Source organism: Mahella australiensis 50-1 BON (genome assembly GCF_000213255.1).
GTDB lineage: Bacteria > Bacillota > Clostridia > Mahellales > Mahellaceae > Mahella > Mahella australiensis.
In genome coordinates, this window is the sequence record NC_015520.1 from 691889 (window position 1) to 717036 (window position 25148).

Genomic DNA, 25148 nt, shown 5'->3' on the forward strand with positions numbered 1-25148 from the left:
AACGATAAGGGGCTATTGAAGCAACGAGATGGATTATTTTACATTTATATTGACTAATAATGTATTGCCTATATTTTTGATAGTAGGCGTCGGAGCGATGCTTAATTATTTCTTTAATTTGGATGTTAGAAGCTTATCGCGATTACACCTATACATAATGGTTCCGGCTTTTATGTTCAATCAGCTCTATAAGACTGAGATTTCAATGCAATTATTAGGCAGCGTTATTCTTTTTATAATTGTATTTTTGTTTTTATTATACATAACAGGCCATGGCGTAGGCAAGCTTCTCAAAGATGGCAAAAGTATGGAAAATGCCTTTGCCAATTCGATTATGTTTTATAACAGCGGCAATTACGGTATACCCTTAATAACGCTGGCATTTAAAAACGATCCCATTGCTATATCTATACAAGTTATAGTGATGATTGCGCAAAATATAAGCAATTTTACTTTGGGAGCATTTCAGGCAAGCGATAAAGGGGATGGATTTAAGCAAACGTTAAAAGGGATAGCAAAGCTGCCGTCTATATATGCGCTCATATTAGCTCTAAGTTTGAGGTTGTTACATATAGATATATGGCAGCCGGTTGCGACATCCTTGGATTATCTGAGTCAAGCTATGATAGCGGTGGCGTTGCTTACCCTCGGCGCCCAATTGATATCCACCAAACTTGATTTTGAATGGAGCGTATTGCTCTCCAATGCTATAAGGCTTATAGGTGGGCCTGCTATAGCTTTGTTAATAATAAAACTGCTTGGCTTTCATGGATTGCTGGCTCAGGTTCTTTTTGTATCGTCAGGGTTGCCTACAGCTGTCAATACAGTAGTATTGTCGTTGGAGTATGATTCTAATCCTGACTTTGCATCAAAGACGGTTTTTTCGGCTACGCTGTTGAGCGCTTTTACTGAAACCATTCTCATATATGTAGCACAAAATTTCATAAAATAGATGTGGCTTATACAATATGGCTAAAAAGAATCGACAAAATTTTGTGAACAATATATATGGCTTAAAGCGGTATATACAGTTATAATAATAGCGTTAAATTATTGTGCCAGCCCGTAATCGATACGGGAAATAAAAAGGACGGAGGGGTCTTAATGGCAAGTGTTGTATTAAAGGACATAAGCAAGGTATACGCTGGCGGTGTTACAGCAGTAAGCCACTTCAATTTGGATATTGAAGACAAAGAGTTTATTGTATTGGTAGGACCGTCTGGCTGTGGCAAGACTACGACTTTAAGAATGATAGCTGGCTTGGAAGAGATCACCGAAGGTGAACTGTATATCGGTGAGCGTCTGGTTAATGATGTAGCCCCTAAGGACCGTGATATAGCCATGGTGTTCCAGAACTATGCTTTGTATCCTCATATGACCGTATATGAGAATATGGCATTTGGTTTAAAACTAAGGAAGACGCCTAAGGCTGAAATAGACAGGCGTGTTAAAGAGGCTGCCAGAATATTGGATATCGAGCATCTGCTAAACCGTAAGCCAAAGGCTTTGTCCGGTGGTCAGAGACAGAGGGTGGCATTAGGCCGTGCTATAGTTCGTGAGCCGCGCGTGTTCTTGATGGACGAACCGTTATCCAACCTTGATGCTAAATTGAGGGTTCAGATGAGAACCGAGCTGACTAAGCTACATCAAAGATTAGGTACGACGTTTGTATATGTTACGCACGATCAGACCGAGGCTATGACTATGGGTAGTAGGATAGTGGTTATGAAAGATGGCTTTATACAGCAGGTCGATTCTCCTCAGAATCTTTACGATTATCCAGCCAATCTGTTTGTTGCCGGTTTCATAGGCAGCCCAGAAATGAATTTTATCGATGTTACGCTTATATCGGAAGGCGGCGCCGTGTACGCTGCGTTCAATGACCATAAGGTAAGGATACCTGAGGGTAAGCTCAAGAAATTGATCGATGATTCATATATAGGCAAAGAGGTAGTATTGGGTATCAGACCGGAAGATTTGCACGATGAAGAGGTATTTATAGACAGCGTGCCCGATGCCGTAGTGACAGCTACCGTCGATGTGGTGGAGCTGTTGGGTGCTGAGACGTTGCTTTATTTGACAGTAGCGGGCAACAATATGATAGCGCGCGTCGATCCTCGCAGCACTGCAAGAGCCGGTGATACGATAAAGATAGCATTGGATCCGAATAGGATACATTTATTTGATAAAGAGACCGAAAAGACCATATTGAATAAATAAGACTTTTTAGCACAAAATAAAAAAAGCAGAAAATATCCCCAAGGATAATTTTTCTGCTTTTTTTATTTACAGGTTTATGATATAATACGCGTAAGGGTGATGTAATGTTAACTAATAAGCAAATGCAGCAGCTTGTCGAGGATGCGGCCTTTAATCTTTCTATACCGATAAGCCTGATAGAAACCGGAGGCAATATCCTGGCGAGCAGCAGAAAGGATCAAATAAGGGCTATAGATGATATCGTGCAGGCAGAAGGCGATATTATAGCCAAGGCTGGGTTTATGGTAAAGGATGGCGTATCTTATTATGCTGTTTCTTTGTCAAACTATAAGCCATTATACATACGCATGGACGGTCAAGGCGAGGTTGTGCGCCGATATTGCTATTTGTTTAAGGCTTTATTAGAACTGTATGATAAAATGCCTGAGCAGCATCTTACAAAGGAGCAGTTCATACATAGGCTTTTGTTGGACCAGGTTCCTCCGGCTGATGTGCCTGTATATCTCGACGATTTTAGAGTGGAACGCAAGCTTAAACGCTGCGTATACCTGATAATGGCCGATGACAAAGAGGACGAGGTGTATAGTGTATTGTCCAAAGCCTTTCCTCGCTCGCATAAAGATATAATAATCCGCATGGATACCAAGAATATAGTGCTTGTAAAAGCTATTGAGGATGAAGAGGATGAGGCTACGACTGCTGACGATCTTATACAGATGGGATTGGCCATATCCGAGAGCATGCTCAATGAGCTTTCTGTAAATGTAATAGTAGGCGTTGGCTCTATAAAAGATGATATCATGCAGATAAGGCAATCATATATCGAGGCGCAAAAAGCCATAGATATAGGCAGAGCTTTCGATAACGGTAAGAAGGGTTTATATGTGTATGATAAACTCTTTATAGAGAAGCTGCTGTTCAATATATCGCCCGAAAAATGCCAGGAGTTTTACGATAGGGTTTTTAAAGGGGAGGAATTTGACTTCTTAAACGAAGCCATGATTCAAACAGTTCAAAAACTCTTTGAAAATAGCCTAAATTTAAGTGAGACGTCCAGGCAATTGTATATACATAGAAATACCTTGGTTTACAGGTTGGACAAGATTCAGAAATATACCGGTTTGGATCTGCGCAATTTCGATGACGCAGTGACATTCAAACTGGGGCTGATGATAGGAAGGTATTTGGGATATATTAAAAATTAAGGGGCTATTTTAGTTGATGATCCGATTGGTTAATGTTTCTAAGGTTTATGATAACGGCGTTACAGCATTGTCGAATGTTAATATAAATATAAAAGCAGGAGATTTTGTATTTTTGGTGGGCCCAAGCGGGGCCGGCAAAACTACTATAATAAAATTGTTGCTAAAAGAAATAGAGCCTACAAGCGGAGATATATTTGTAAACGATAAAAATATTACTGTTTTGAAACGTCGGGAAATACCATATTTTCGCAGGAATATAGGCGTGGTATTCCAGGATTTCCGCTTGTTACCCGACAGGAATGTATACGATAATATAGCTTTTGCTATGCAAGTAGTGGGTACACCTTCGAAAGAGATCAGGCGCAGGGTGCCGCTTATGTTAAGCTTGGTCAATCTCAGCAGTAAAGCTTATGCTTATCCCAACGAGCTTTCGGGCGGTGAGCAGCAGCGGGTGGCATTAGCTCGCGCCATAGCCAATAATCCGCCTGTATTGATAGCTGATGAGCCGACCGGTAATCTGGATCCAGATACCGGATGGGATATAGTCAACCTTTTGAGCGAAATAAACCGCAGAGGTACAACGGTTATAATGGCCACACATGCCAAAGAAATAGTCGATGCGATGCGCAAGCGCGTTATAATCTTAAAGAAAGGAACGGTGATAAGCGATCAGGAAAAAGGGGTGTATTTAGATGAGGTTAAGTAACATAGGCTATTATATTAAAGAGGGATTTAACGGTATTTTTAGGCATAAAGCCATGAGCCTGGCCGCTATTATATCCATCGTTATAGCCCTCTTTATGTTGGGCAGTATTATAGTATTTGGTTTAAATGTGAGTAATATCATAGGCGATATGGAATCAAGTTTGGAAGTAATAATATTTTTGAAGGATGACATGCCTGATCAAGCGATCGAGCAGCTGGATAGTGATCTTAGAAATATGGAAGGCATCGTAGATGTAAGATATATTTCTAAAGCCGATGCTTTTGAAAAGTGGAAAGAGCAGTTTGGAGAACAGAGCGATTATCTGGAGGGCTACACCGCTGAGGATAATCCGCTGCCAAGGTCGTACGAGGTAAGGCTTAAAGAACCGTCTTATGCAGATAACGTGGTGAATGCTCTAAATGGAAGGGAAGGGATAGAGAAGGTTCAATATAATAGCGAAGTCGCCGATACGTTGAACAGATTAGTCACCGCAGTCCGTTGGATGGGCTTGATTATAGTAGGTATATTATTGGTAATCGCTGTAGTTATCATAATGAATACCGTCCGTTTAGCGGTATTCGCCAGGCGCAATGAGATAAATATTATGAAATACATAGGAGCGACCAATTGGTTTATACGCTGGCCTTTCATCATTGAAGGCGCAGTTATAGGCCTGATAGGCTCTGTACTTTCGCTGGCGCTTTTAAAAATACTTTATGATTTTGCTATGGATAAACTGAGCGGTATATTGAACATGGTGAAGCTCATACCAGTAAATGATGCCATGAATATAGCAATGCTTATTATAATGGTTACTGGCATTGTAGCCGGTATAATAGGCAGTGCTGTTTCGATAAGGCGTTATCTAAAAGTTTAAGAAGGAGAGATTTACAGGAGGATTTGAATGATGCGAAGGGTTATAGCTATCCTTATAGCGATGGTCTTAATTTTGGGAGTGACGGTGCCGGCTATGGCTGTCGGGTTGGACGATAAAAAAGAGGAGCTTGAAGATGTAGAGCAAGATATGTTAAGTACACAGGATGCTTTAGAAGATGTGGAATTAAAACAACAGGATGTGAGCATCCAGTTGGAAAAGCTCGATAAACAGCTCGAACAAAAGCAGGCCGAATTGGACAAGGCTAATGCAGATCTGGATGAAACAAAAAAGCAGCTCGAGGAAACCGAAAAAGCATTGGAGCAGGCCATAAAAGAGGCCGAATACCAGCAGCAATTGCTGGATAGCCGCGTGCGTGCCATGTATATGAATGATCAGTCCAGTATTCTAGAGATGATATTATCGGCGCAAAGCGTTAGCGATCTCATAATGCGAGTGGAGATGGCCGCTAAAATAACCCAATGCGATAATGACCTTTTGACACAAATGTGCAAGCTGCAAGATGATATAGCCAAAAAAAAGCAAGCCATTGAAGAACAAAAATTACATATAGAACAACAAAAGCAGCTCATTGTTGAGGAAAAGAAAGGTATAGAAACCAAGCGCGCGGAAAAGAACAAACTTCTGGCTGATTTAGAGCAGCAGAAGGAATCATATGAAAAAGCGCTGAACGAGATGGAAGCACAATCAAAAGAACTCGAGGCTGTCATAAGAAAGCTTCAGGCTGAGGAGGAAGCAAGGCGTAAGGCTCAAGCTCAGAAGAACAGTGGTTCCAGCAGCAGGGGTGGATCTGTGGTGGCTACCGGTCGGTTTACATGGCCTGTACCGGGTTATTCGAGAATATCATCATCGTTTGGGTATAGAGTGCATCCCGTGCTGGGTGTGGGTAAATTACATACAGGTACTGATATAGCGGCGCCGAGCGGTGCAAACGTTGTGGCTGCCGATGGAGGGATGGTCATACAGTCCGGCTGGCTCGGCGCGTATGGCAAGGCCGTGATAATAGATCATGGCAACGGCATATCCACGCTTTATGGACATAATTCGTCGCTTCTGGTAAGCATCGGTCAGGAGGTATCGCAAGGGCAGGTAATAGCTAGAGTCGGCATGACTGGACTGGCCACCGGGCCACACAGCCACTTTGAAGTACGCATTAACGGTACACCGACCAATCCAATGCAATATTTTAAATAATCGATTTTGTCTCCAGCTTGACATAATATCCGATACATTGTAGAATTAACGTAGCATAATACACATATGCTACGTTAATTCTACAATGGGCTTTATACTTTTTCAGGTTAAGAAGATGGAATTGCTGTTGATTGTAAAAATGGAATACGGTATAATATTTAATTAGGAAGGTATTCTTCCGGAAATAAGATCATAAAAGTAACGAGAGAGAAAGTAGATTGATTTTTCGTGTATTTTATCGATGGATTAGGAGGTGTGTATTATAGAATTTAGCTTGTGGGATATCCTATATATAATAGTAGGTTTGGCTATTGGAGTATTAAGTGGCTATTATTACCGCAAAACAATAGCTGAAGCTAAAATCGGTAAAGCGGAAGAAAGGGCTGCGGATATAATAAACGAGGCTAAGAAGGAAGCCGAAGCAGCCAAGAAAGAAGCTTTACTTGAAGCTAAAGACGAGATCCACAAGCTGCGCAATGAATTTGAAAGAGAGAGTCGTGAAAGAAGAAACGAGAATCAGCGTATGGAGCGAAGGTTGCTTCAAAGAGAAGATGCCCTTCAAAAAAAATCTGATAGTTTGGATCGACGTGAGGAAGCCTTAAACAAGCGCCAGAAGGAATTGGATAAGTTGGAAGAAGAGATCGGGCAACTGCATAAAAAGGAATTAGCCGAATTAGAACGGGTGTCGGGTATGACGACCGAGCAGGCCAAAGAAGTGCTGTTAGCTAGCATAAGGGAAGATGTGGAGCATGATGCCGTAACGCTTATAAGGGATATAGAGAACAGGGCCAAAGAAGAGGCTGAGAAAAGGGCAAGGGTCATAGTAGCAGACGCTATACAGCGATGCGCTGCTGATTATGTACCGGAGGTTACGGTTTCAGTGGTTCCGTTGCCTAACGATGAGATGAAAGGCCGTATAATAGGCCGTGAAGGTAGAAATATACGTGCGCTGGAAACGGCTACTGGTATTGATCTCATAATTGATGATACTCCTGAAGCTGTTATATTGTCAGGCTTTGATCCTATAAGGCGTGAAGTTGCTAGGATGACTCTGGAGAAACTTATAGTAGATGGACGGATACATCCGGGACGCATAGAAGAGATGGTAGAGCGCTCCAGGAGAGAATTGGATGCAAAGATCAAAGAAGAGGGTGAACAAGCAGCATTTGATGTAGGGGTGCATAATCTGCATCCTGAGATTATCAAATTGCTTGGCCGCTTAAAGTATAGAACCAGTTATGGTCAAAATGTGTTGAAGCATTCAATAGAAGTAGCTTTATTAGCAGGTGGTATGGCGGCTGAATTAGGAGCGGATGTTGCTATAGCAAAAAGGGCAGGTTTATTGCATGATATAGGCAAAGCTGTCGACCATGAGGTAGAAGGCCCTCATGTTCAGATAGGTATAGATATAGCCAAGAAATACAGGGAAAATCCGGCAATAATACACGCTATAGCAGCCCATCACGGTGATATAGAGGCTAACTCCATAGAAGCGGTGCTTGTGCAAGCCGCTGATGCCATTTCAGCAGCCAGGCCCGGAGCTCGACAAGAAACTATAGAAGCTTATCTGAAGCGCTTGGAAAAACTCGAAGAAATTGCAAATTCATTCGCAGGTGTGGATAAATCATATGCTATACAAGCGGGGCGCGAGGTGCGCATAATAGTAAAACCTGAGATGATAAACGACGCGGAGGCCATGAGGATGGCCCGAGATATAGTCAAACGTATAGAAAAAGAAGTAGAATATCCTGGACAAATAAAAGTTACAGTAATTCGCGAGAGCAGAGTTGTAGAATACGCAAAATAAGGGATGTGCAATACCGCACATCCCTTTTAAAATACCGTTTTAATTTGATAACTGGATAAGAGTAGATATCAAAAGGAGTATGTTCGATGGCAGGAGATTTGCATGTTCACACGACAGCCTCAGATGGCCTTCTTTCACCGTCAAAAATAATAGGAGAAGCGGCCGGACGCGGTTTATCGTTTATAGCGATAACCGATCATGATACCACCGCAGCCATAGAAGAAGCCACGAAAGCAGGGTCTGTTGCAGGTGTAACGGTCATACCAGGTATAGAGCTGAATACTGAATATAAAGGGAAAGAAATGCATATATTGGGTTACTTCATCGATATATATCAAAAATGGTTTCAAGAATTGCTTGTTCATATAAAGGATGCAAGGGAGGCCAGAGCACATAGAATATTGGACAATCTTAAGGCGTATTATGGTATGGATATACCTTGGGATTTAGTGCAGGCAATTGCCGGTTCGGCATCTATAGGCAGACCGCATATAGCCAGGGCTATGCTCCGGTTAGGTCTTATAAAAGATATGGGAGAAGCCTTCAACAATTATATATCACAGGATAGCCCGGCTTACGTGCCGCGGTATAAGATGATTCCAGAAGAGGCTATAGGGTATATAAAAAAATTGGGTGGTGTGGCAGTAGTGGCTCATCCAGGGCTTTTGGCAGACAAAAGCGCTATATTCCATGCTATAGACAATGGCGTGGATGGTCTGGAAGTGTATCATACAAAACACGACGGCAAAGATGAGCAATATCTGAGGGCCATTGCCGATAACTATAGGCTGATAGTTACTGGTGGCAGTGATTGCCATGGTGAACTGGTGGATGGGGATATAACGCTCGGCGCAGTTAAAGTGCCTGATGAGGTAATGTATAAATTGAAAGATTTGCATGTTAAGCGTTCAAAACCTGCATAAATAATTAGAGTATATGGATATTGGGCGGCTTATGTGATATAATTTGAATAATACAGCAACGCTGATATTCATTGTGATTAGAGAAAAGGAGAAATTGTATATGATTTTATCACGAAAAGCCCAAACAATAACCGAATCGGCTACGTTGGCTATAAGCTCCAAGGCCAAGAAAATGAAGTCTGAAGGTATAGACGTAGTGGATTTTGGCGTAGGCGAGCCGGATTTCGATACACCCGAACATATAAAAGCAGCGGCAATAGATGCGATAAAAGAAGGTTACACCAAATATACACCAGCTACCGGCATACCGCAGTTGAAGCAGGCTATAGCGAATAAGCTGCAACGGGACAACGCTCTATCGTATAAGCCATCTGATATAGTAGTATCCAATGGTGCCAAACACGCCCTATTCAATGCATTTTATGCTATCCTAAATCCCGGCGATGAAGTAATTATGCCAGCACCCTGTTGGGTAAGCTATCCGGAGCTAGTTAAATTGGCAGACGGAGTGCCTGTTATGGTATCAGCCGATGAATCGAATGCATTTAAAACATCGGCTGATGTGCTGAGAAAATATATAAATGGCCGGACAAAGGCTATATTGATAAACAGCCCCAATAATCCTACTGGTACCGTATATGCGGAAGAGGAATTAAAGGCTATAGCAGATCTAGCCTGTGAATATGACCTGGTGGTGGTGTCGGATGAGATATATGAGAAGCTCATTTACGATGATGCTAAGCATGTAAGCATAGCGTCGTTTAACGACGATATAAAGGCAAGGACCATTGTGATAAATGGGGTATCCAAAACATATGCCATGACAGGATGGAGGATAGGATATTCTGCTTCAAATGAAGAAATCGCTTCCATTATAGGCAATGTACAAAGTCAGGCCACATCCAACCCGAACTCTATAGCTCAGTATGCCGCCCTAGCGGCATTGCAAGGAACACAGCAGCCAGTAACTATTATGGTGGAGGAATTTAAAAAGCGCAGGGATTATATCTGTCAGCGCATCAACGGAATAGAGGGATTGTCCTGCATGAAGCCCACCGGAGCATTCTACGTTATGATGAATATATCACAATATACAGGACAAAAAATAAATGGATGTGATATAATGGGTTCAATAGATTTCGCGCAAATGTTGCTGGACAAAGTCCATGTTGCAGTTGTGCCCGGTGAACCGTTCGGCGACGATCGCTTTGTACGGCTGTCATATGCCACTTCTATAGAACAAATAGAGAAAGGATTGGCGCGCATAGAACAATGCCTGAAATGAGAGATATATACGAAAATCCGCTTATAACACGCTATGCCAGTAAGGAAATGGCGCAAAATTTCTCCGATGATAAGAAATTCAGAACGTGGCGGAAATTGTGGATAGCGTTGGCTGAAGCAGAAAAAGAGCTTGGCCTTGATATAAGCGACGAACAGATAGCCGAGATGAAAGCCCATCAGGACGATATAAACTATGACGTGGCTGAGGCGCGCGAAAAAGAAGTGAGGCATGATGTCATGGCCCATGTATATGCCTATGGCGTCCAATGCCCCACGGCAAAACCCATCATACATCTCGGGGCTACAAGCTGCTATGTAGGCGATAATACCGATATAATACTCATGAGAGACGGTCTTGATATCATAAAGCGTAAGCTCGTGAACTGTATAAATGTCTTAAGCCGTTTTGCCTTGCAATACAAAGACATGCCCACGCTAGGATTTACGCATTTTCAGCCGGCTCAGCCTACTACCGTCGGAAAAAGGGCGTGCCTTTGGATACAAGATCTGTTGATGGATCTGAACCAGTTGGATTTTATCATGGATAACCTTGTGTTGCGCGGTGCTAAGGGTACTACTGGGACGCAGGCTAGCTTTCTGACACTTTTCGACGGGGATCATGAAAAGGTCAAAATGCTCGATCGACTCATAGCAAAAAAGATGGGCTTTAAAGGTGTGTTTGCAGTTACGGGTCAAACCTACCCCCGAAAGCTGGATTCCAATGTGATTAACGTTTTAAGCGGAATAGCCCAAAGTGCATATAAATTCAGCAACGATATAAGACTGCTGCAGCATCTTAAGGAGATAGAAGAGCCATTCGAAGAAAAACAGATAGGTTCGTCGGCTATGGCATATAAACGCAATCCCATGCGCAGCGAACGTATAGGTTCGTTGGCACGGCATGTGTTGACCATGGCCATGGATCCGGCCATCACGGCTTCTACCCAGTGGCTTGAACGCACGTTGGATGATTCTGCCAACCGACGCATAGTTATACCGCAGTCATTTCTTGCTGTAGACGCTATATTGCTGCTTTATATCAACGTGGCCGACGGCCTTGTGGTATATCCGGCCATGATAGAGCGGCATTTGCGGGAGGAATTGCCTTTTATGGCCACGGAATACATATTGATGGAGGCGGTCAAACGCGGTGGCGACCGTCAGGAGCTTCATGAGCGCATAAGGCGATACTCTGTAGAAGCTGGTAGGCATGTCAAGGTGGAAGGCAAGGCCAACGATCTTGTAAATATGATAGCATCCGACCCGACGTTCTCTTTATCTCGACAAGAGATAGATGCCATAATGGATGCCAAAAACTTTGTGGGCAGAGCGCCGCAGCAGGTCGAGGAATTTATCGGTGAAAATGTTCAATCGGTGCTTGAAGAATATCGCGCCATATTGGGATTGAAAGCTGGAATCGAAGTGTAAAAAATATTTGACATCTTTTTAACAAAGTTGTACAATAAGATAAAGTATTCGGTAGTGATACAAATATGCGCATGCAGTGTACATTTATAGGAGAGGAGTTTCAGATCGATTATGGAAAGGGATAAATTATTGATGACGCCGGGGCCGACCATGATACCGCCAAAGGTGTTACAAGCTATGAGCCGGCAGATTATTCATCATCGCACCAAAGAATTTCAGGCCATATTTACGGAGTTTAATACGAAACTTAAGACGGTGTTCGATACCAAAAACGATGTGCTTACGTTTGCCAGTTCGGGTACGGGTGCGATGGAAGCCTCCGTCGCCAATCTGTTCTCGCCGGGCGATAAGGTACTGGTGGGCACGATAGGTGTATTCGGCGATAGATATGTCAAAATAGCCAAAGCTTATGGTTTGGACGTGGATGTCATATCGATGCCATGGGGACAGGCGCTGGATCCCGAGGATATTAAAAAGCACTTAGAGGAAGACGTGGACAATAAAATAAAGGCTGTTATAGTAACGCATAATGAAACATCCACTGGTGTAACCAATGATCTGGAAGCTATAGGGCAAGTATTAAAAGGGCGTCCGCAGCTTCTTGTTGTAGATGCTATAAGTTCTCTAGGTGGCATACCTCTTAAAACCGATGAATGGGGAATAGATGTGGTAGTCACTGGTTCACAGAAGGCATTGATGGTTCCTCCGGGTTTATCATTTGCCAGCCTGAGTGACCGTGCGTGGGATGCCGTGAAACAGTCCAAGTTGCCGAAATTTTATTTCGATTTTCTGGCGTACAGAGAAAAACTGAACGATAACGATACACCTTATACCCCGGCAGTGACTCTCATAATAGGCACAAACGTAGCTCTCGATATGATACTGGATGATGGCTTGGATAAGGTATATGCGCGCAACCGTAGATTGGCTGAAGCGACCAGAGCTGCGGCCAAAGCCATGGGGCTTGAATTATTCGCCGAGCCAACTCACGCATCTGACATAATCACATCGATTAAAGGGCCAGAGGGCATAGATGTAGAAAAAGTCAGAAAGATAATGAATACTAAATACGATATTATGATAACAGGTGGTCAGGGCAAACTCAAAGGGCAGATATTGCGTATAGGGCATGTAGGGTATGTAGATCAATTCGATCTTTTAAAGACGCTTACGGGGTTGGAATACTCTCTAGCTGAAGTAGGTTATCCAGTGCAGATAGGCAGTGGCGTTACGGCGGCTGAGAAGATATTGAAAGAGGGTGTCTGACATATGCGCATATTAGTACCGGAAAAAATTGAAGAAAACGGTTTGGAGATACTCAAGCAAAAGGCCGATGTGGATGTAAGGCTGGATTTAACCAGGGAACAATTGCTCGAATGTATAGACCAATATGATGCACTCATAGTGAGAAGCGCTACCAAAGTAGATGCAGAGCTTATAAGCCGCGGGATTAATCTTAAGGTGATAGGTAGAGCTGGCACTGGCGTGGACAATATAGATGTCGATGCGGCCACCGAAAGGGGTATAATAGTAGTCAACACACCGGACAGCAATAATATGTCTGCGGCCGAACACTCGATAGCGCTGTTGTTGGCATTATGCCGCAATATACCCCAGGCTTATATGTCCCTTAAAGCGGGCAAATGGGAAAGAAGTAAGTTTAAGGGCGTCGAGCTTTATGATAAAACCGTCGCCGTACTGGGCCTTGGCCGCATAGGTTCTTTAGTGGCTAGTCGTCTCAAAGCCTTTGGCATGAACGTCATAGGCTATGACCCTTACATACCACAGGAGCGTTTCGACAGCATGGGAGTGGAAAAGGTTGATTCTATAAATGAAATTATGCAGAGGGCGGATTTTATAACAGTGCATCTTCCTAAGACAAATGAGACCATGGGCATTATAAGCAAAAAAGAGTTTGATATGGCTAAGAAAGAACTGCGCATAGTCAATTGCGCTCGTGGCGGCATAGTGGATGAAAATGCTTTATACGAAGCACTTAAGGCTAAGCGTATAGCAGGTGCAGCTATAGATGTTTTCACCAACGAGCCGAAAGAAGGTGCCGCCGGAGAAGGATTCAGCCATCCACTGCTCGAATTGGATAACATTGTGTTTACACCGCATCTGGGGGCGTCGACTGTGGAGGCCCAGCGCAATGTTGGGTTGGCTATAGCCCAGCAGGTGTTGAATGCACTAGAAGGCAATGTTGTGGAAGCTGTTAACCTGCACGGCCTCAATATGAAAGCCGCTACGCGCCTTGCTCCGTACCTTAATTTAGCTGAGAAGATGGGCCGCATATACTATCAAGTGGAAAGCCTGCCGGCAGAGCAGATAGAACTTGTATATAGCGGCGATATATCCAAAGAGGATACGAGGATAATAACCCTGTCGTATCTTACCGGCTTACTGCAACCTGTTACCGATGAACGCGTCAATTTTGTCAATATAGAGAAAATTATACATGAGAGAGGTATACAGGTCATCGAAAGCAAAAATTCACATGTGGATTATTTTGTTAACCTTATAACGGTCAATGTTAAAAATAAAGAGCGGATGATGACATTTGCAGGAACTATTTTTGGCAAAGAAGAACCAAGGATAGTCAACTTTGACGGATTTGAAGTCGATTTTATGCCTACAGAGCATATGCTGATGGTGCAAAATATCGACAGGCCGGGTATAATAGGCCAGGTATGTACGATCTTAGGCGATAATAGCATCAATATAGCAAATATGAAGGCCAGCCGCAATACCAAGCATGGCATAAACCTAATGGTGCTCGATGTTGACAGCGATATAAGCGATGAAGTGCTCGCCGCCGTAAAAAGGGTTGATGGCGTATTAAAGGCTAAGGAATTGAATTTGTAAGGGTTTATCGTATAAAAGGCTCGATTAAAAATCGAGCCTTTTTTGAATATTATGGCATAGTATGATATAATCAATTCAGAGAAATTTTTCATGGCATATGCAGTGATAGACATGGGAAATCTATAGTTATAATCCACAAAAGGGAGGCAATATTATGACTATAGATCAACTGTGGAGGCTTTTTGAAGAAACGGGAGATATAGGCTATTATTTGTTTTACAAAGCTTTACAGCATGAGAAAGACGAGGATGAGAACATGCCTATACGTGATGATGTGCCGTTAAACGATATGAATTAGAAGTAAGAAATGGAGTAATACCGATTGAGCCTGATAAAGACAGAGGCAATTGTTTTAAAGCATATGGATTATCTCGAAGCCGATAGGATACTGGTTCTGTTCTCTAAAGAGTTAGGGAAGATTCATGCCATAGCAAAGGGCAGCCGCAGGCCTAAGAGCCGATTTTTAATGGCTAGTGAGATTTTTGTTTTAGCCGATTATATGTTGTATGAGGGTAAAAACCTTTATACAGTAACTCAAAGCGAAGTAAAATGTACGTTCTTTGAGTTGCGCCAAAACATGAATAACCTAGCTTATGCTGCTTATGCTACAAATCTATGCGATGCAGTCATACAAGATGCGGAACCGAATATAAAAGCGTATTACTTGCTTTTAAAAACACTACAATTTCTATCCGAGCCTAATACCGATGCTTCATCCCTTGCGCTTATATTTGCCATAAAGCTCATGGATTTTATAGGGTACAGGCCATTGCTCGATCAGTGCTGCGATTGCGGCAGTGATAATATAAATGGTTCTACGCTGTATTTTAGTCCCATGGCAGGGGGAAGGCTTTGTAGTGACTGTGCTACGAGCAGTAATGACGTTACCGCAGTAAATCAAGGTTTCATGAATACCGTATCTCATATATTATCCATGAAGATAAGCGATATGAACCGCCTTAAAATGAGCGATGTCTTAAAAAAGCAGTTGTGGGATGTCTTTAACCAGTATATTTTATCCAGGATAGATAAGCATATCGTGCCCATGAAGCTATAGAAACAGGCACTTTATATATATGATAAAATAATGTATAATGTTATCAATACGGGCATTAAGCGCGTATAATAAAATGAAATATTTATGTTAACATTGGAGGCGAATATGGGAAGATTATTTGGCACAGATGGCGTAAGAGGCGTCGCTAATACGGAATTGACCTGCGGTTTGGCATTTTCTTTGGGCCAAGCCGGAGCATATGTGCTGGCGGAGGAAAATCCAAGGCCCCGCATAGTGGTAGCCCGCGATACGCGTGTGTCAGGCGATATGCTAGAGGCGGCTTTGGTGGCTGGCATTTGTTCTGTGGGCGGGGAAGCTCTATGTGTGGGAGTCATGCCCACGCCGTCAGTGGCTTATCTTACAAGGCTTTATGGAGCTGATGCGGGCGTAGTGATATCGGCTTCACATAATCCTATGGAATATAACGGTATCAAGTTCTTCAACCGTGATGGCTATAAATTGCCTGATGAATTGGAGGATCGTATAGAATCTATAATATTGGATCAAACGCGGCAAATTCCCATGTGTGCGGGCGATGCCGTAGGGCGCAGGGTGGTGGTACAAAATGCCGCTGAGGACTATGTGAATTTTCTCAAATCCACCGTTCCTATAGACCTCAAAGGATATAAGATAGCTGTCGATTGTGCTAATGGGGCTGCTTATAGAGTAGCACCGCTTCTGCTATCCCAGCTCGGTGCCGAAATGATCTGTTTTTTTAACGATCCAGACGGTACCAATATAAATCGCAATTGCGGCTCCACCCATCCCAAAGCTTTGCAGGATTATGTGTTGGAAAATGAGGTGGATTTGGGATTGGCCTTTGATGGCGACGCCGATCGTTTGATCGCTGTAGATGAAAACGGTGTATTGGTCGACGGCGATAAGATAATGGCTATATGCGGTATAGATATGCATGAACGCGGCACCTTGAAAAAGGATACCGTAGTGGCCACTATTATGAGCAATATAGGTTTGGAAATAGCACTTAAAAATGCCGGTTGCCGTGTAGTCAGGACAGCGGTCGGGGACCGCTATGTGCTGGAGAAGATGCTGCAGGAAGATTATTCATTGGGAGGCGAACAATCGGGCCACGTTATATTTCTGGATCATAATACTACCGGCGATGGTTTAATAACGGCGCTACAGTTGCTGTCGGTCATGGTAAGAAAGAAAAAGAGCTTGGCGCAGCTATCGACTGTAATGAAACAATTCCCCCAGGTATTGGTCAATGCAAAAGTAAGCAATGATAAAAAAGAGGTGTATTTGCAATGCGGCGCCATAGCTGAAGAGATAAATAGGATAGAAAAAAAGTTCAATAGCATGGGACGGGTTGTAATAAGGCCGTCCGGTACCGAACCGCTGGTTAGGGTAATGATAGAAGGGCCTGATATAGACGAGCTGGAGCAGGAGGCCACGCGCTTGGCCGCTATAATAGAAGAATACCTAGCCTGATTTTATTTATATAATTGAGAGGGGTGATGTATTTGTAGAGATTATTTATACGATTCGATATAAAAGCGCCGGAACTCATTTTGAGTTGACGAGGTCAGGGTTTATCGATTTTTCGGCGGGTGCCCTGCGGCATACGGCTGCCGACAAAGGTTCCACAAAAGCAAAAAGCGATTTTTGCTACAAACGGGACTGGGCCAAAATAGAGGTACAGCATTTCTAACAAACATTATCATACCATAAATATACATTTGTTTAGCGTATATATGACGAGTGCGTAATTAAGAATTTAATGGAATAGAAAGGAATAAATATATATGTGTGGAATAGTTGGATATATTGGCCATCAACAGGCTGTACCAATACTGCTGAATGGCTTAAAGAGATTAGAATATAGAGGTTATGATTCCGCCGGAGTAGCTGTCTATCAAGGCGATAGCATAGAGGTGATTAAAGCTAAGGGGCGATTGAATGTATTGGAATCGGCTTTAGCCGGCCGAGAACTTAGAGGTACACTGGGTATAGGACATACCAGATGGGCTACGCATGGCGAGCCGTCTGACGTGAATTCGCATCCGCATACGGATGCATCAGGAGAAATCGCTGTGGTACACAATGGTATCATAGAGAATTATATACGCATCAAGCAATGGCTTCAGGAACAAGGAACAAATTTTGTATCGGATACCGATACTGAGGTTATAGCTCATCTCATACATCATTTTTATGAAGATGACCTCTTATCTGCGGTGCAGCGAGCCGTATCCTACTTGGAAGGTTCATATGCTTTGGCTGTGATGTGCAGGCGTGAACCCGATAAGCTTATAGCGGTGCGCAAAGATAGCCCGCTGATAATCGGCCTTGGTGATGGTGAGAATTTTATAGCATCGGACATACCGGCCATACTTCCTTATACCAGAGAAGTGTATTTTTTGAACGATAAAGAACTAGCTGTCTTAACGTGCGATGGCGTATCTATAAAAGACGAATATGGTCGCGATATAAAACGCGATGTATATCATGTTACATGGGATATAGAGGCTGCGGAAAAGGGCGGCTTCGAACATTTTATGCTTAAAGAAATTCACGAGCAGCCTAAAGCTTTAAGAGATACTATGGCTTCCAGGATAGCGCATGATCTGTCAATAAACCTGCATGATTTGGACGACATAGATATAGAAAAAGCGGGTAAGCTTTTTATAGTGGCTTGCGGTACGGCATATCATGCCGGTGTTGTGGGCAAATACCTTATAGAACGTATGGCGCGTTTACCTGTGGAAGTGGATATAGCATCTGAATTCAGATACAGACAACCCATAATATCAAAGGGCGATCTGGCCATCGTTATAAGCCAATCGGGCGAAACGGCCGATACGTTGGCTGCGCTTCGAGAGCTTAAACGCCAGGGTGCTACCGTCATAGCTATTGCCAATGTAGTGGGCAGCACCATAACGCGTGAGGCGAATAAAGTGTTATATACGTGGGCCGGACCCGAGATAGCTGTAGCCTCCACCAAAGCGTATACAACACAACTATTGGTTATAACCATGATAGCATTGTATATGGCTAAACGCAGGGGTGCTATGAAACAGCGGAACATAGATGATATTGTAAGTGACATAATAAAGCTGCCCGATAAAGCACAAAGCATATTGAATGGCAAAGAAGCGGTGCAGCACTATGCGGCACAACATTTCTCCGCACACAGCATATTTTTCATAGGACGTGGATTGGACTACGCATTGGCTATGGAAGGCTCGCTTAAGCTCAAGGAAATATCGTATATACATTCAGAGGCATATGCTGCCGGCGAGTTAAAGCATGGCACCATAGCCCTCATAGAACCGGGTACGTTAGTGGTGGCACTGGCTACTCAACCAGAGCTTTTTGATAAAATGCTCAGCAATATCAAAGAGGTAAAAGCCAGGGGAGCGGTGGTTATGGCTGTGGTACAAGAAGGAAATACAGCAATAGAGGATGTCGCCGATTACGTTATCTACTTGCCGGATACAAGTTCGTGGCTTGTGCCGATGTTGGGCGTCATACCACTTCAGTTATTTGCCTATTATACGGCGTTATACAAAGGGTGCGACGTTGACAAACCGAGGAATCTGGCTAAAAGTGTGACTGTGGAATAAAGAATTTATAATAAGTGTCTCGTAAGGCGTTTGTAGGAATGAATTTACAAATATTTACGGGGCACTTTTGTATGGTCGCAAATATGGGTGTTGACATATTGGGATTACAGATGTAATATTATAATAGTAGACTACATATGTAAGAAGGTAATGTATATGAGTAATTTTCCTAATATATCTGATGCTGAGTGGAGGATAATGAAGGTCTTATGGAGAAAATCTCCTCTGACATCTACGGAGATAATTGACTCTTTGAGAGGCGATACCGAGTGGAGTCCTAAAACAATCCATACACTTATCGGCAGATTGGTTAAAAAGAAAGCGATAGGGGTTAAGCGTGAGTCTCCGCTTAATAAGTATTTCCCTTTGGTTACCCAAAAAGAGTGCAGAATGGTAGAAACAAAATCCTTTGTTCAAAAAGTATATGACGGCTCATTGCAATTGCTGGTAAAAAGCTTTATTAAAGACGAAAATTTATCTGCGGAGGAAATAGCCGAACTGAGGCGTATACTGGATGAAAAGGATGGTGATAGATAAATGAATTTAGTAACGTTGTTTACTATGGTGCTTTCCTTATCATTTAGAGGGAGTATACTTTCAATATTGATTATTTTAGTTAAATGGACTTTCAAAAGTAAATTGAATGCTAATTGGCATTATTATATCTGGCTTTTACTTATAATTAGGCTTGTTATACCATATGCTCCCGAAAGCCCTATGAGTATCTTTAATTTATTGCCTTCTGTTTTGCAAAGCACTGAGATACCCGGAAATGTCAATAGAGTATCTGATATAGACGATGAACTTATTATGCCTCAGAACGTCGATATAAACACCGGTAATGTACAGAATGAGATGATTAGAAATGAAAATATTACTGGAAATAGTGATAATGTTTGGCTTGACCATGACCTGTTATTAAGTGTAATATGGCTTATCGGTGTAGCGGGAATGTTGCTTTATATTTTGATTGCGAATATCGCATTCCGGTTAAAAATTAATGGTGCTCCGCACTGTAAAGACGAAGGAACTTTAAGAAGACTTGACGATTGTGAAAGGGAAATGAATATTCGCACGATTATTCCGATTATATATAATAAAAATGTGAAAACACCTTCAATTTTCGGACTATTAAAACCTAAATTGTTATTATCTAGTGAAACTATGGATAATTTATCGGGAGACGAACAAAGATATATTTTTTTACATGAACTTGCACACTTGAAGAGAAAGGATAACTTAATTAACCTGATAACAATGCTGGTGCAGAGCCTGCACTGGTTCAACCCTATTGTATGGTATGCTTTTTATAAGATACGTGAGGATTGTGAGGTGGCATGCGATGCCTATGTTTTATCCCGATTAAAACCAACGGAATATAAAAAGTACGGGGAAACGATCATTAGGCTGATAAATATAATCTCTAAATCCTATTGGCATCCTGTTACTACCGGTATGACAAATAATAAATCAGGTTTAAAAAGTAGAATTAAAATGGTGGTTAAATTCAAAAAGAATTCTTGGAAATGGTCTGTTATAGCAGTTGCAGTAGCAATAGTGGTAGCTCTTATAGGATTGACCGATCCAAAAAGCACTACAAGTGTTAATGATAAAAACAATACCAGTATTCTATCAAAAAATGATATTGACTTTAACAAAGATTTATATAACGAGAGCCTCAACGTAATAATGACTGACGGCAGATATTATGAGGAGACAGAACCCGGCCCGTACATGGGTTCGAATTGGGAAGGTAAGTACGATATTCAACTAATAGATAGCAGAGGAAATATATTATCTAAACTTGATCTTAACAAAGCATTTAATGAAGAAAAATTAACTTTTCAGAGCGTTTTCAATATAGAATTTGATGATTATAATAACGATAGCAATATCGATTTTACAATTGGACAATATGCTTCGAGTAACGGTAATATCTATAGACTGTTTACGATATTGCCTACCGGTGAAATAAAGGCACTGCCGATAAGAGGACAGTCAGAGATTTTTAGCAGCGGCGGTAATAGGTATTCTAAAAAATTCGAGAAAATAGATACAGCTACTTTTAAAAATCGGTACTACGATAATAAAACTGGGGAAATGGTTGAAACTTATTATTCATGGGCAGATAGTGAAAATCAGTTTGTTATAAAGCCTGTTAGCACGGATATATCTCCCATTCAAACCGATTTTCCTTTGAAAGTTGCGGTAGATACGCAGTGTATAGTGGATTTAAACGGTGATGGCAGCGGCGACAGTGTATATTATAGCGTCGATAATAGTTCTTTTATGGTAAACGGTGCGGAATATATTGATAAATTAAAAGAAATGGATATTTATATAGAAAATCCAAATCGAGAGTGGTATTGCATTGTTGATATAGATAAATCGGATAAATCTAAAGAAATAGCATTATTGGACGAAGGGCCAAGCAATGACCCACGGAGTCATTTCTTTAGATTTACCGGAAATAAAGTTGAATATGCTGGCTCAATAACGGATTTTCCATATACATCTACCTGTAAATTTAATGGGGACGGTACTATTGTCGCTAGATATAGGCTGTCTATACTTGAAACATGGTGGGCACCTGCCACGTGGGAATTAGATAGAAATGGCTATCTACAACAAACGCATCAAGATATATATTATCCATATAGCTATGAATCCCAAGATTCTTCATTCGTACCTGTATTGCGTAAAGATCTCATGCTATATACCGAGCCGGACCTTAAGGCCGGCCGGGTGATGGCAATGGCCGGGAGCAAAGTGAATTTTAAGGCTACGGATAATGTACATTGGGTGTGTCTAAGTACGGGGAACGGAGCAGAAGGGTGGTTTTATGTGGAAGGATACAGCGCTATATTGGTTGGTGAAGAAAAAGTGGAGGCCACATCAATATTCGAAAACTTGAATTTTGCTGATTAGGAGCAACTGCACGAAGCATAATATACTATCGATATGTACACAATACATACTATAAGTTTTGCATGAGGGATCAGTTTGTGCAATTTTGGTGCAAAATACTGCTAAATTTTGTAGAATAATGCCGTTTGCTATTGATTTTCTCTGTAGTACACTGTATTCGATAATTTATTTTCGTTAAATGTTATAAAGTGAAGGGTTTAGATGCCATGGATAGTATAATTGTGAATAGAGCCAAGGCTCTTTTAGATTATCTATATGCTGTGATTAAGGTGGGCCAAAAGATCCATACTAAAATCGATGAATATGGCGATTTCGTGTTATATATGGATAAATTGCCAGATCATGAAGGTATAGAATTGCTGAACGTTTCGGAAGACAACGCAGCTTGTATAAACGCTATAATAAAAGTGAGCCAAAAACAGGTCAAACGCTAACGAATTTTTGATCCACTAAAGACTAGAAATCCTGTATTATAGACATGAAAAACTTATGATACAGGAGGCTAAGGAGTGTGACAATTGAAGTGGATCTATATCAAGAAATTCGTCAGCTTTATGCTGTAGAGCATTGCTCGCAAAGGGAGATTGCCAGGCGTTTGGGTATCTCACGCAATACTGTCAAAAAGTATTGCCAAGGTGCATGTATGCCAGGGCAACGCAAACCTTACCAAGGAAGGATTGCCCCGGTACTAACCACGGAAGTAATCGAGTTTATCCACTCCTGCTTGGAACAGGATAAACAAGAGAACGTCAAAAAGCAGCAGCATACGGCAAAAAGGATTTATGACCGTTTGGTAGAGGAAAAAGGGTTTATGGGCGGAGAGTCCACTGTAAGGCAGTACGTCCAGCAACTGCGGCAAAACGTCAATAACGCCTATATCCCTTTATCCTTTGAGCCCGGTGAAGCGGTCCAAGTGGATTGGGGAGCGGCTAAGGTATATATAAAAGGCGTAAAACAAACCGTACATTTGTTCTGTATGCGCTTGTGCTTTAGCTGCGATATCTTTGTCATGGCTTTTACCAGGGAAAATGAAGAATCTTTCCTGGAAGGCCATAGAGCCGGTTTTGAATACTTCGGCGGCGTAGCAAGAAAGGAGATATTCGACAATTCCCGGCTTGCTGTAAAAGAAGGCTGGGGTACCCATGTAGTTAAAGAACAGCAGCGCTTTATGGCATTGAAGGCCCATTATGCCTTTGCAACTGAGTACTGCAACCTGGCAGAGGGGCATGAAAAAGGACTGGTAGAAGGCCTGGTAGGATATATACGTCGCAATGTACTGGTACCTCTTGTGCACGTCGATAGCATAGAAGAGCTAAATCAGATAATACTGGATAGATGCATAAAGTACCGCTCGCATACCATAAGGGGCCGTTCCCAAACAGTGGGTAAAGGCTATGAGACCGAACGAGCCAGCTTGATACCGTTGCCCTTATATCCCTTTGATACTGCCATTCAGGTTACTGCCGGTGTAAATGAATTTGGCATAGTGCGTTTTGACGGCAGCCAGTATTCGGTCCCTCTTCATTTGGTGGGCAAGAATGTTACCGTCAAAGGATACGGCACAACGGTCAGGATATATTATCATAATGAGGATGTGGCTGCCTATCCTAGGAGCTATACGGCAAATACTGTTCAGTATCAGTTGAGCCATTACATTGACCTTTTGGAGAAGCGTCCCAGAGCGGTGTTGAATGCTAAACCAGTTAAGCAAGCCAATATACCTCAGGAAATACTGCGATGGGGACAAAGATTGCCGGCAGGTAACCGCGATATGGTGAAACTGCTCAGGCTGGTGGTAGACTATGGCACAGAACGCATACTAAAAGAGATCAAAGCATTGGATATATCATCGCCTACCATTGAGCTTTTAAGGAGCAGATTAACCGATAGCGACGATAATGGTGCCGTGGATAATGTTATACCCTTTCCGAATGATGTATCGGTTAAAGAGGTATCGTTAAACGCTTATGACGTGCTCTTGGCAGGAGGTGATAAGAACCATGAGTGAGATAAATCCCAAAAAGGAACTTATACGCCTATATGCCAAGCAGCTTCGCCTGCCTACCATAGCCAAATACGAACCGATTATGCGTCACGCCACAGAGGACGGCATGGGCTATGAGGATTTCTTATGCGAGTTATTGGCCAACGAGGTGGCTACACGACAGGAAAATCAGCTAAAGCGCAGGATTAAAGCAGCAGGCTTTCCACTCGCTAAATCGCTGGATGAGTTTGATTTCAAAGCGTTGGAGCATGTCGAAGAAGCACTGGTCTGGCAGCTGGCTACAGGTGATTTTGTAGCAAATCGGGAGAATGTCATCATGATAGGCAACCCGGGTACCGGCAAAACCCACTTGGCCATCGGCTTAGGCATGAGAATATGCAAAGCCGGATACAAGGTGAGATTTTACACAGCGGCCCAGTTGGCTAACGAGCTGGCCGAAGCTCAGGAGTACCATCGCTTGAGCAAGATAGAGAAGCAACTGTCTAAAATTGATCTTCTCATACTTGACGAGCTTTCCTACCTGAGCTTCAATAAGCACCATTCGGAGCTTTTGTTTCAGGTTTTATCCGAACGCTCAGAGAGAGCCAGCGTAATGATAACCACTAACTTAGAGTTCTCCCGTTGGGTAGAATTTTTTCAAGATACCGTACTGACAGCAGCGCTGGTAGACCGCTTAACCTTTAGGGCTCACATACTCAATATGAACGGTACATCATACCGGTTCAAGCAGCAAGCAGCAGCCCAGCGAGGATAGAGTCAGAGTCTAGCACTCGGGAGTCGCCGGTCTCTCTTGACAAGACCACCCAAATGGATAGGCAAAAATACCGAGGGCAACGGAAGGGAAGCAAAAATCCAAACAGCCCAACCCTCGCCTAAAATATTATATCCCTTTGGGACCCGGTCTTGTCAAGCGCCGGTAAAAAGCGTGAGCATAAAGACTTGGCGGGTTAGGCCTTGGGGAATTTATCCCTCCCGCTTTTTACCTGACCGGCTCCCCCGATGAAATCGTAGAACTCGATTGGTTAGCCTGCCTCGGGCTGAAAA

At 42.5% G+C, this 25148-nt stretch carries 21 protein-coding genes; all 21 read left to right on the plus strand.

Features of this window, described 5'->3' with window-relative positions:
- Positions 1-28: 28 nt before the first annotated feature.
- Complete coding sequence (locus tag MAHAU_RS03215; RefSeq protein ID WP_013780290.1) at positions 29-952, plus strand: AEC family transporter; 924 nt, start codon at positions 29-31, stop codon at positions 950-952.
- Positions 953-1104: 152 nt separating this feature from the next.
- Positions 1105-2220, plus strand: coding sequence for an ABC transporter ATP-binding protein (locus MAHAU_RS03220; RefSeq protein WP_013780291.1), 1116 nt, complete (start codon positions 1105-1107; stop codon positions 2218-2220).
- Positions 2221-2324: 104 nt separating this feature from the next.
- Positions 2325-3425 carry a PucR family transcriptional regulator gene (locus MAHAU_RS14875; RefSeq protein WP_013780292.1) on the plus strand — a complete coding sequence of 367 codons (1101 nt, stop codon included), beginning with the start codon at positions 2325-2327 and terminating at the stop codon, positions 3423-3425.
- A gap of 16 nt (positions 3426-3441) precedes the next feature.
- Positions 3442-4131: a cell division ATP-binding protein FtsE gene (ftsE, locus tag MAHAU_RS03230; RefSeq protein ID WP_013780293.1), complete on the plus strand. Its 690-nt coding sequence runs from the start codon at positions 3442-3444 to the stop codon at positions 4129-4131.
- Positions 4118-5008, plus strand: coding sequence for a permease-like cell division protein FtsX (gene ftsX, locus MAHAU_RS03235; RefSeq protein WP_013780294.1), 891 nt, complete (start codon positions 4118-4120; stop codon positions 5006-5008). Before ftsE ends, ftsX begins: the two co-directional genes overlap by 14 nt.
- A 27-nt stretch (positions 5009-5035) precedes the next feature.
- Positions 5036-6220, plus strand: a complete 1185-nt coding sequence (locus tag MAHAU_RS14880) for a murein hydrolase activator EnvC family protein (RefSeq protein ID WP_013780295.1) — start codon at positions 5036-5038, stop codon at positions 6218-6220.
- A 253-nt stretch (positions 6221-6473) separates the two neighbouring features.
- Complete coding sequence (gene rny / locus MAHAU_RS03245; RefSeq protein ID WP_013780296.1) at positions 6474-8027, plus strand: ribonuclease Y; 1554 nt, start codon at positions 6474-6476, stop codon at positions 8025-8027.
- An 86-nt stretch (positions 8028-8113) separates the two neighbouring features.
- Positions 8114-8950, plus strand: a complete 837-nt coding sequence (locus MAHAU_RS03250; protein WP_013780297.1) for a PHP domain-containing protein — start codon at positions 8114-8116, stop codon at positions 8948-8950.
- A 100-nt stretch (positions 8951-9050) separates the two neighbouring features.
- The gene (locus MAHAU_RS03255) at positions 9051-10235 is read left to right on the plus strand and encodes a pyridoxal phosphate-dependent aminotransferase (protein WP_013780298.1); all 1185 of its coding nucleotides are present in this window, start codon (positions 9051-9053) and stop codon (positions 10233-10235) included.
- Positions 10232-11662 carry an adenylosuccinate lyase gene (gene purB, locus MAHAU_RS03260; RefSeq protein WP_013780299.1) on the plus strand — a complete coding sequence of 477 codons (1431 nt, stop codon included), beginning with the start codon at positions 10232-10234 and terminating at the stop codon, positions 11660-11662. The genes MAHAU_RS03255 and purB overlap by 4 nt, the downstream gene beginning before the upstream one ends.
- A gap of 111 nt (positions 11663-11773) precedes the next feature.
- Positions 11774-12928 (plus strand): pyridoxal-phosphate-dependent aminotransferase family protein, encoded by a 1155-nt coding sequence (locus MAHAU_RS03265; RefSeq protein ID WP_013780300.1) that lies wholly within the window; start codon positions 11774-11776, stop codon positions 12926-12928.
- 3 nt (positions 12929-12931) lie between these two features.
- Entirely contained in the window at positions 12932-14527 is a 1596-nt protein-coding gene (gene serA / locus MAHAU_RS03270) for a phosphoglycerate dehydrogenase (protein ID WP_013780301.1), read from the plus strand.
- A gap of 154 nt (positions 14528-14681) precedes the next feature.
- Entirely contained in the window at positions 14682-14825 is a 144-nt protein-coding gene (locus MAHAU_RS15310; RefSeq protein WP_013780302.1) for a YqzL family protein, read from the plus strand.
- 24 nt (positions 14826-14849) lie between these two features.
- Complete coding sequence (gene recO / locus MAHAU_RS03275) at positions 14850-15584, plus strand: DNA repair protein RecO (RefSeq protein ID WP_013780303.1); 735 nt, start codon at positions 14850-14852, stop codon at positions 15582-15584.
- A gap of 105 nt (positions 15585-15689) precedes the next feature.
- Complete coding sequence (gene glmM, locus MAHAU_RS03280) at positions 15690-17036, plus strand: phosphoglucosamine mutase (protein ID WP_013780304.1); 1347 nt, start codon at positions 15690-15692, stop codon at positions 17034-17036.
- A 314-nt stretch (positions 17037-17350) separates the two neighbouring features.
- Entirely contained in the window at positions 17351-19171 is a 1821-nt protein-coding gene (glmS, locus tag MAHAU_RS03285) for a glutamine--fructose-6-phosphate transaminase (isomerizing) (protein ID WP_013780305.1), read from the plus strand.
- 156 nt (positions 19172-19327) lie between these two features.
- Positions 19328-19708, plus strand: a complete 381-nt coding sequence (locus MAHAU_RS03290; RefSeq protein ID WP_013780306.1) for a BlaI/MecI/CopY family transcriptional regulator — start codon at positions 19328-19330, stop codon at positions 19706-19708.
- A complete protein-coding gene (locus tag MAHAU_RS14885; protein ID WP_013780307.1) occupies positions 19709-22099 on the plus strand; it encodes a M56 family metallopeptidase in 2391 nt (796 codons plus the stop codon).
- A 206-nt stretch (positions 22100-22305) separates the two neighbouring features.
- Positions 22306-22533: a hypothetical protein gene (locus MAHAU_RS03300; protein ID WP_013780308.1), complete on the plus strand. Its 228-nt coding sequence runs from the start codon at positions 22306-22308 to the stop codon at positions 22531-22533.
- Positions 22534-22610: 77 nt separating this feature from the next.
- Positions 22611-24107 carry an IS21 family transposase gene (gene istA, locus MAHAU_RS03305; RefSeq protein WP_013780108.1) on the plus strand — a complete coding sequence of 499 codons (1497 nt, stop codon included), beginning with the start codon at positions 22611-22613 and terminating at the stop codon, positions 24105-24107.
- The gene (gene istB / locus MAHAU_RS03310) at positions 24100-24858 is read left to right on the plus strand and encodes an IS21-like element helper ATPase IstB (protein ID WP_013780107.1); all 759 of its coding nucleotides are present in this window, start codon (positions 24100-24102) and stop codon (positions 24856-24858) included. The genes istA and istB overlap by 8 nt, the downstream gene beginning before the upstream one ends.
- Positions 24859-25148: the final 290 nt, after the last annotated feature.

Coding starts and splice junctions, on each gene's coding strand:
- MAHAU_RS03215 (WP_013780290.1), top strand. CDS start 29: ATGGATTATTTTACATTTATATTGACTAATAATGTATTGCCTATATTT.
- MAHAU_RS03220 (WP_013780291.1), top strand. CDS start 1,105: ATGGCAAGTGTTGTATTAAAGGACATAAGCAAGGTATACGCTGGCGGT.
- MAHAU_RS14875 (WP_013780292.1), top strand. CDS start 2,325: ATGTTAACTAATAAGCAAATGCAGCAGCTTGTCGAGGATGCGGCCTTT.
- ftsE (WP_013780293.1), top strand. CDS start 3,442: ATGATCCGATTGGTTAATGTTTCTAAGGTTTATGATAACGGCGTTACA.
- ftsX (WP_013780294.1), top strand. CDS start 4,118: ATGAGGTTAAGTAACATAGGCTATTATATTAAAGAGGGATTTAACGGT.
- MAHAU_RS14880 (WP_013780295.1), top strand. CDS start 5,036: ATGATGCGAAGGGTTATAGCTATCCTTATAGCGATGGTCTTAATTTTG.
- MAHAU_RS03250 (WP_013780297.1), top strand. CDS start 8,114: ATGGCAGGAGATTTGCATGTTCACACGACAGCCTCAGATGGCCTTCTT.
- MAHAU_RS03255 (WP_013780298.1), top strand. CDS start 9,051: ATGATTTTATCACGAAAAGCCCAAACAATAACCGAATCGGCTACGTTG.
- purB (WP_013780299.1), top strand. CDS start 10,232: ATGAGAGATATATACGAAAATCCGCTTATAACACGCTATGCCAGTAAG.
- MAHAU_RS03265 (WP_013780300.1), top strand. CDS start 11,774: ATGGAAAGGGATAAATTATTGATGACGCCGGGGCCGACCATGATACCG.
- serA (WP_013780301.1), top strand. CDS start 12,932: ATGCGCATATTAGTACCGGAAAAAATTGAAGAAAACGGTTTGGAGATA.
- MAHAU_RS15310 (WP_013780302.1), top strand. CDS start 14,682: ATGACTATAGATCAACTGTGGAGGCTTTTTGAAGAAACGGGAGATATA.
- glmM (WP_013780304.1), top strand. CDS start 15,690: ATGGGAAGATTATTTGGCACAGATGGCGTAAGAGGCGTCGCTAATACG.
- glmS (WP_013780305.1), top strand. CDS start 17,351: ATGTGTGGAATAGTTGGATATATTGGCCATCAACAGGCTGTACCAATA.
- MAHAU_RS03290 (WP_013780306.1), top strand. CDS start 19,328: ATGAGTAATTTTCCTAATATATCTGATGCTGAGTGGAGGATAATGAAG.
- MAHAU_RS14885 (WP_013780307.1), top strand. CDS start 19,709: ATGAATTTAGTAACGTTGTTTACTATGGTGCTTTCCTTATCATTTAGA.
- MAHAU_RS03300 (WP_013780308.1), top strand. CDS start 22,306: ATGGATAGTATAATTGTGAATAGAGCCAAGGCTCTTTTAGATTATCTA.
- istB (WP_013780107.1), top strand. CDS start 24,100: ATGAGTGAGATAAATCCCAAAAAGGAACTTATACGCCTATATGCCAAG.